General features: G+C 74.1%; 8 protein-coding genes. 5 read left to right on the top strand and 3 right to left on the bottom strand.

Annotated elements, in window-relative coordinates:
• Together V6U77_RS05905 and V6U77_RS05900 are read right to left on the bottom strand one after the other, a co-directional pair.
• A partial coding sequence (locus V6U77_RS05905) for a hypothetical protein (protein WP_334605140.1) occupies positions 1 to 219 on the bottom strand: 219 nt, incomplete at its 3' end.
• Entirely contained in the window at positions 216 to 1148 is a 933-nt protein-coding gene (locus V6U77_RS05900; protein ID WP_334605139.1) for a ParA family protein, read from the bottom strand. The genes V6U77_RS05900 and V6U77_RS05905, both read right to left, overlap by 4 nt.
• A 222-nt stretch (positions 1149 to 1370) precedes the next feature.
• Here V6U77_RS05900 and V6U77_RS05895 point away from each other — a divergent pair, with 222 nt between their 5' ends.
• From V6U77_RS05895 to V6U77_RS05875, 5 genes are read left to right on the top strand one after another with little or no spacing between them, the layout of a single operon-like run.
• A complete protein-coding gene (locus V6U77_RS05895) occupies positions 1371 to 3032 on the top strand; it encodes an AAA family ATPase (RefSeq protein WP_334605138.1) in 1662 nt (553 codons plus the stop codon).
• A gap of 31 nt (positions 3033 to 3063) precedes the next feature.
• Positions 3064 to 3516 carry a hypothetical protein gene (locus tag V6U77_RS05890; RefSeq protein WP_334605136.1) on the top strand — a complete coding sequence of 151 codons (453 nt, stop codon included), beginning with the start codon at positions 3064 to 3066 and terminating at the stop codon, positions 3514 to 3516.
• Positions 3516 to 3728 carry a DUF2997 domain-containing protein gene (locus V6U77_RS05885; RefSeq protein WP_334605134.1) on the top strand — a complete coding sequence of 71 codons (213 nt, stop codon included), beginning with the start codon at positions 3516 to 3518 and terminating at the stop codon, positions 3726 to 3728. Before V6U77_RS05890 ends, V6U77_RS05885 begins: the two co-directional genes overlap by 1 nt.
• Entirely contained in the window at positions 3709 to 4695 is a 987-nt protein-coding gene (locus tag V6U77_RS05880; RefSeq protein ID WP_334605133.1) for a ComEA family DNA-binding protein, read from the top strand. The genes V6U77_RS05885 and V6U77_RS05880 overlap by 20 nt, the downstream gene beginning before the upstream one ends.
• Positions 4688 to 5368: a 4Fe-4S cluster-binding domain-containing protein gene (locus tag V6U77_RS05875; RefSeq protein ID WP_334605132.1), complete on the top strand. Its 681-nt coding sequence runs from the start codon at positions 4688 to 4690 to the stop codon at positions 5366 to 5368. Before V6U77_RS05880 ends, V6U77_RS05875 begins: the two co-directional genes overlap by 8 nt.
• Here the strand turns inward: V6U77_RS05875 and V6U77_RS05870 are convergent.
• Positions 5335 to 6753 carry an amino acid permease gene (locus V6U77_RS05870; RefSeq protein ID WP_334605131.1) on the bottom strand — a complete coding sequence of 473 codons (1419 nt, stop codon included), beginning with the start codon at positions 6751 to 6753 and terminating at the stop codon, positions 5335 to 5337. The two genes, V6U77_RS05875 and V6U77_RS05870, sit on opposite strands and share 34 nt — an antisense overlap.
• Positions 6754 to 6794: the final 41 nt, after the last annotated feature.

Below are 6794 nucleotides of genomic sequence, written 5' to 3'. Positions count from 1 at the left end.
GCCGGTGCGCGCGGTCGTCGGACGCCCGGCGGGGGTGGCCCGGCCGGCGGGCGCGGCGTCCGGGTGCCCGGCGGCGGCGGACAGGTCGGCGGGTGGGGTCGCGTCGAGCGGGACCACGGTGAGCCGGGCCCGCCCCTCGACCAGGGCGGCGACGTCGGCGGCCGGGAGGTCCCGCAGCAGCGCGGTCACCAGGTCGGCGACGCGGGCCGGGTCGGTCACGGCACGACCCGCTCTGGCTGCAGGTGGTCGAGGAACTCGGTGGCGAGCTGGCGCAGCTCGTCGCGGACGGCCGGCGTGGCGATCCGGTCGCGGAGCACCACCGGCACGCCGCGCGGGGCGTTGGTGGCGAACGCCGTCACGTTCTCCCGCAGGGCGGTGGGGAAGACCGGCAGGCCGAGCGCCCGGACCTGGTCCATGTAGCCCTGATGGGCGGCGATCGGCCGCTGCGCCATGAGCTGGATCATGGTGAACACCACGCCGGCGACGCCCGGGGCGACCTTGTGGTGCCGGCGGGTGGTGGCGAACCGGCGGGCGTCGGCGTTGTACTGCTCCACCAGTTCCCGGACGTTGCCGTGCAGGTAGTCGATGCCCAGCGTGGACAGGTAGTCGGCCTTCGCCGGGATCAGCAGGTGGTCGCTGGCGATGATGGCCGACTGGGTGACCACGTTGAAGTTCGGTGGGCAGTCGATGAGCACCATGTCGTAGCCGCCGAGCGCGTCGTCGTGCAGCCCCTCGGCCAGTGAGCCGCGCACCCGGAACAGCTCGCGGTCGTACTCGTCGCCGTCGGCCACGGCCCGCGCCAGCGCCAGGTCGATGTCGACGAGCTGAAGGTGGGACGCGATCAGGTCGAGCCGGCCCGCGCCGGTGAGTCGCGCGTTGACCGGGCCGGGGGAGACGACCAGCTCGCCCAGGGTCGTCGCGGGGGTGTCCCCGCGCAGGCCGTCGTACCAGCGCTTCACCGTGCGGCCGTCGCGCAACCGGTCCCGCCAGTCGTCGGGGTCGTAGAAGCCGAAGGTGAGGCTGGCCTGCGGATCGAGGTCGATGAGCAGCACCTTCATCCCCCGGTTGGCCAGCTCGGCACCGAGGTTGGCGGTCACGGTGGTCTTGCCGACCCCACCCTTGTAGTTGATCACGGACACGACGTACACCGGCACCTCCTGAGACCCGGAACGGTAGCGGGCCGACGATCCGGTGCGGCACCCCCTCCAACCCCCCACCCTCCCCACCCTCCCCACCCACCACCCCCGGTGGCGACGCGTCGATCATGAGGTTGGCGGGGGGAAATGCCGGAGCCCGCGCCGCCAACCCCATGATCGACGCCCAGGGCGGGCGTGGGTGCGGCTGTTAGAGTCTGCGCTGCTCTTCGGTCGGTGGAGGGGGTGGTGGCGGTGGTGGTGCCGTTCCGCGACGCACTGTCGCAGATGCTCAAGGCGCGTTTCCCGGTCCTCTACGTCGAGTCGTCCGAGGAGCAGCGGGTGGTCGCCGAGGTCTGCGCCGTCGCCCACGACGCCACCCTCGTCCGTACGCCCCGGGCGGTGTGGACCTGGTCGCTGACCACGGGGCTCGTGCAGCCCGACGGCGTCGCCCGCAAGGGCACCACCGACCCGGACGACGCGTTGGCCGCGGCGCTGCGCGTCGACCACCCCAGCGTGCTGATCTTCAAGGATCTGCACCCGGCGCACGGCAGCGGCGACCGGCCGGGCACCCCGGGCGTGGTCCGCCGGCTGCGGGACGTGGTGGCGGCCTTCAAGACCGGTCCGGTGCCACGCACCCTCGTCCTGGTCTCGCCGGTGCTGCACATCCCGGTGGAGCTCGAGAAGGACGTGACGATCGTCGACTTCCCGCTGCCCACCGAGGCGGAGATCCGACGGGTGCTGGACGGCATGATCGCCGCCAACTCCGCCAGCGGCCGGATCCGGATCGCCCTGGACGGCCTCGGTCGGGAACGGCTCGCCAAGGCGGCTCTCGGGCTCACGCTGCACGAGGCGGAGAACGCGTTCGCCCGCGCCATGGTCAACGACGGCGTGCTCGACGGCAGCGACCTCGCGGTCGTGCACGAGGAGAAGCGGCAGACCGTACGCAAGTCTGGGCTGCTGGAGTTCGTCGACGCCGCGGTCGACCTCGCCGACGTCGGCGGGCTGGAGAACCTGAAGCGGTGGCTGGCCAAGCGGGACGGTTCCTGGCTGGCCGAGGCGGCGGCGTACGGGCTGCCCGCGCCCCGGGGTGTCCTGATCACCGGCGTGCCCGGCTGCGGCAAGTCCCTGACCGCCAAGGCGATCGCCTCCGCCTGGGGCCTGCCGCTGCTGCGGCTGGACGTCGGGCGGGTCTTCGCCGGGCTCGTCGGGTCGAGCGAGCAGAACATGCGCAGCGCCATCCGGACCGCCGAGGCGACCGCCCCCTGCGTGCTGTGGGTCGACGAGATCGAGAAGGGATTCGTCGGCGGGGCCGGCGACTCCGGCACCTCCGCCCGGGTCTTCGGCTCCTTCCTGACGTGGATGCAGGAGAAGGCCAAGCCCGTCTTCGTCATCGCGACCGCCAACGACTTCGAGCGGCTGCCCCCGGAACTGCTCCGCAAGGGACGCTTCGACGAGATCTTCTTCGTCGACCTGCCGACCCGCGCGGAACGGGCGTCGATCTGGCGGGTCCACCTCGCCCGGCGGCTGCGCAACCCGGCCGTCGCCGGTGCCCTGACGCCCGACGACGCCCTGCTCGGCGAGCTCGCCGGGCTCAGCGAGGGCTACTCGGGGGCCGAGATCGAGCAGGCCGTCGTCGGCGGGCTCTTCGACGCCTTCGCCGAACGGCGTCCGCTGCGCCGCGACGACCTGGTGCGGGCCCTGGTCAGCATGGTGCCGTTGAGCGTCACCCAGGCGGAACGCATCGACGCCGTACGGTCCTGGGCCGACGCCCGCGCCGTCGCCGCCACCGCCGCCGAGGACTGGGACCTCGGCGGTCGTCCCAACGGCCCGGGCGGCTCCCGGCCCGGCGGCCCGGGGCAGCAACGGGGTCATGGCGGGCGAGCGGTCGAGTTCTAGTCTGTGGGTCGACACCGAGGGAAGGGTCCCGATGAGCGTCTCACTGATACTCCTGCCGCTGGCTGTCGCCGCCGTCGCCGCGACCCACGCCGCCACCGCCGGGCGGGACGGGGAGGATCGCGTCGTCTGCGAGGTGCAGACCCGGATGCGGGACGAGACGCTGCTCGTCGCCGCCTTGCGCGACACCGGCGCGGCGGTCGCCGCCGAGCCGGACGCGATCATCGCGGACTGGGCCGACGTGCGGGCCGGCTTCCAGCGCGGCGAGGACGGCATCTGGTCGGCGCACTTCACGGGCGAGGTCGACGAGCAGCGGGCCGTCGAGGCGGTCCGGGCCATCGACGCCGCGTACGGGCGGCAGGTCCAGCGGGCCGTGCTGGAGCGGCTGCGCGAGCAGGCCCCCGCCGCCGGGCTGCGGCTGGAGTCTGAACAGGTCACCGAGGACGCGAGCGTGCGCCTGGTGTTCGCCGTCGAGGGCAGGTCCTGATGGGCGGGCAGCCGCGCATCGTGGTCACCGTGACCAGCGAGGGCGTGGTGAGCGCCGAGACCAGGGACGTGCTCGGCGACGGCTGCCTCGACTACATCGCCGTGCTGGAGGACCTGCTGGCGGCCCGCACGGTGCGCAGCGCGTACACCGCCGACCACGGTCGCGCGGCCGTGCCCGCCCGGCAGGAGCAACGTGACGTCGAACGCGCCTAGCCCCGGCTGGCCGCCCCCGGCCGCCCCCCGGCCGAGCGCGATGTGGCACGTGTTGCAGAGCTGGTGGCTGCTGCTGCCCGTCCTCGGGTGCAGCTGCCTCGGCGGCTTCGGGTTCATCTACGTGGGCCTGCGGGCCCGGCGCGCGGCCTGGTGGGTCCCCGGCATCGTCTACGCCGTGGTGGGCTGGGCGGCGTTCATGCTCGTCGGCGGGTCGGACAAGGAGAACGCCGTCAGCGACTGGGCGGTGGGCGTGCTCCTGGCCGTCTGGGCGTCCAGCATCCTGCACGCCGCGCTGATCAATCCGGCGTGGTTGCGCTGGCTCACGCACCGCCGCGCCAGGTCGGCGGCGGCGTGGCCGGGAGGGGCGTACCCGCTGGCCCCACTGCCCCGGGCGGCTCCCGTCGGCCCGGTGCCCGGCCCCTACCCGGGCATGACGCTGACGTATCCGCCCGGTTCACCGGCCGCCTACCCGCCCTCGTACCCGGCGGCCGCCTATCCGCCCCCGTCGGCCGGGCACCCCCGAGCCACGTCGGCGTATCCGCCGCAGTCGTTCGGGCCGGCGGCCCCGCCGCCCGGGTCGCCGGTGGGACAGCCGCCCGCGCCGGCCGGGTACCCGCCGCCGGCGGCCGATCCGACGATGGTGCCGCACCAGCCGGTCGACCCCTTCGGGTCCGAGCCGCTCGCGCCGCCGTCGGACCCGTGGGCCGACGGGGAGTCCGGGACGGTCGACGTGAACACGGCCGGGCCGGAGGCCCTCGCCGCGCTGCCCGGCTTCGACCCGCGGCGCGCCCGGCAGGTGCTGGCCGAGCGGGAGCGGCGTGGGTCCTTCGGCAGCCTGGCCGAGTTCGCGGCCGCCGCCAACCTGGCCCCCCACGAGTACGCGCGCCTGCGCGACGCCGTGGCCTGCGTCCCGCCCGCCGGGCCGGCGCCCGGGCAGCCGCCACCCGGCCGGGTCCTCGATGTCTGACGACGGTCCCGGGCCCCGCCCGGCGGCCGGGGCGGAGGCGGTGTCGGTGGCCCGGTTCCTGGCCGCCACCCGCGCCGAGGGGCCGGGCGAGCGGACGGCCGTCTGGGTGCAGGGCTGCGCCATCCGCTGCCCCGGCTGCTTCAACCCGCACCTGTGGAGCTTCCGGGGCGGGGAGCGGGTCGCCCCCGCCGACCTGGTGCGCCGGGTGCTCGACGCCGACACCGAGGGGCTGACGCTGCTGGGCGGCGAGCCCTTCGACCAGGCCGCCCCGCTGGCGGCCGTCGCCGCCGGGGTACGCGCCGCCGGCCGCTCGGTGATGACCTTCACCGGCTACACCAGGGCGCAGCTGCACCGGGCGGTCGACGCCGGCCGGGACGACGTCGCGGCGCTGCTCGCGGCGACGGACCTCCTCGTCGCCGGGCCGTTCCTGGCCGACCGGATCGACACCCGGCGGCCCTGGGTGGGTTCCACCAACCAGGAGTTCGTGCTGCTCGACGACCGCTTCCCGGGCCTGCTCGACGAGGTGTCGCACAGCCCGGACCGGGTCGAGGTGACCGTCGACGCCGCCGGCGGGGTCGCGGTGAACGGCTGGGCCGAGGTCGACGCCCTCGACGAGTTGCTGGCGTCGGTGACCCGACCTCAGTCCCGGCGGGCCAGCGCCGAGCGGCGGTAGCCGTAGACGGCGTAGACCACCGCGCCGAGCACGAACCAGACGGCGAAGCGCAGCCACGTCTCCGGGGCCAGATAGGTGATCAGCCAGAGGGAGAAGGCGGCCCCCAGCGCCGGCACGACCGGCATTCCCGGCAACCGGAAGGTGCGCGGCGCGTCCGGGCGGCGGTAGCGCAGCACGATCACCGCCACGCAGACCACCACGAAGGCCAGCAGGATGCCGATGTTGGTCAGCTCGGCGGCCTCCCGGATCGGCAGGAAGCCCGCGATCAGGGCCGAGCCCACGCCGACGATCCAGGTGACCCGGCTCGGCACCCGCCGGACCGGGTGCAGCTTGGCGAACCAACCCGGCAGCAGCCCGTCCCGGCTCATCGAGTACCACACCCGCGTCACGCCGAGCATGAAGGTGAACATCACGGTCAGGATGCCGATGATCGCGCCGACGGCGATCACGCTGGCCAGGCCGGAGAGCCCGACGGAGGCGAACGCGGAGGAGAAGCCGCTCTCCGGGTCGATGTCCCGGTAGTTCTGCATGCCGGTCAGCACCAGGGTGGCCAGCACGTAGAGGACCATCGAGATCGCCAGCGAGTAGATGATCGCCCTGGGCATGTGCCGGCGGGCGTCCTTCGACTCCTCGGCGGCGGTGCTCATCGCGTCGTAGCCGAACACGGCGAAGAAGACCGTGGCCGCGCCGGTCAACGCCCCGCCCACCCCGAAGGGGAAGAACGGCGAGTAGTTCGCGGTGCTGACGTGGAAGAAGCCGACGACGACGACCAGCAGCACCACGGCGATCTTCAGCCCGACGACGACGGTCTCGAACCGGGCGGCGGACTTGATGCCGAGGTTCAGCAGGAACGCGATGAACAGGCAGAGGACCACCGCGAACAGGTCGACCACCCGCCCCTCGCCGGTGCCGGGGGCGCCGAGCATCCAGGCCGGCAGGTCCGCCCCCAGCTCTCCCACGAGGAACGAGAAGTAGCCGGAGATGCCGATCGCCACCACGGCCACGATCGCGGTGTACTCCAGCAGCAGGTCCCAGCCGATGAACCAGCCCACCGCCTCGCCGAGCACCGCGTAACCGTAGGTGTAGGCCGAGCCGGCCTTCGGGATCATGCCGGCGAACTCGGCGTACGACAGGGCGGCCGCCGCGCTGGCGAGCCCGGCGATCAGGAACGAGACCAGCACGGCCGGGCCGGCGGTCTCCCGTGCCACGGCACCGGCCAGGGCGAAGATGCCCGCGCCGATGATGCCGCCCACCCCGATGGCGGTGAGCTGCCAGAGCCCGAGGGAGCGCGCGAGCCCGTCGCCGCTCTCGTCGGCGATCTCCTCGACCGGCTTGCGGCGGAAGATCCCCGTGCCGCCGCCCGCCGTCCGTCCCGTGGAGGTCATCGTCGTCCCCTTCCCGAACCGTCTTCGCCGACGCGATGCCC

Source organism: Micromonospora sp. CPCC 205546, from assembly GCF_036902715.1.
Lineage (GTDB): Bacteria > Actinomycetota > Actinomycetes > Mycobacteriales > Micromonosporaceae > Micromonospora.
The sequence above is the reverse complement of the archived record's forward strand: the minus strand, read 5'-3'. Positions and strand labels throughout refer to the sequence as shown.

What these genes read in the sequence shown, in the direction of transcription:
- V6U77_RS05890 (WP_334605136.1), top strand. Translation starts at nt 3,064, where the DNA reads ATGAGCGTCTCACTGATACTCCTGCCGCTGGCTGTCGCCGCCGTCGCC.
- V6U77_RS05885 (WP_334605134.1), top strand. Translation starts at nt 3,516, where the DNA reads ATGGGCGGGCAGCCGCGCATCGTGGTCACCGTGACCAGCGAGGGCGTG.
- V6U77_RS05875 (WP_334605132.1), top strand. Translation starts at nt 4,688, where the DNA reads ATGTCTGACGACGGTCCCGGGCCCCGCCCGGCGGCCGGGGCGGAGGCG.
- V6U77_RS05870 (WP_334605131.1), bottom strand. Translation starts at nt 6,753, where the DNA reads ATGACCTCCACGGGACGGACGGCGGGCGGCGGCACGGGGATCTTCCGC.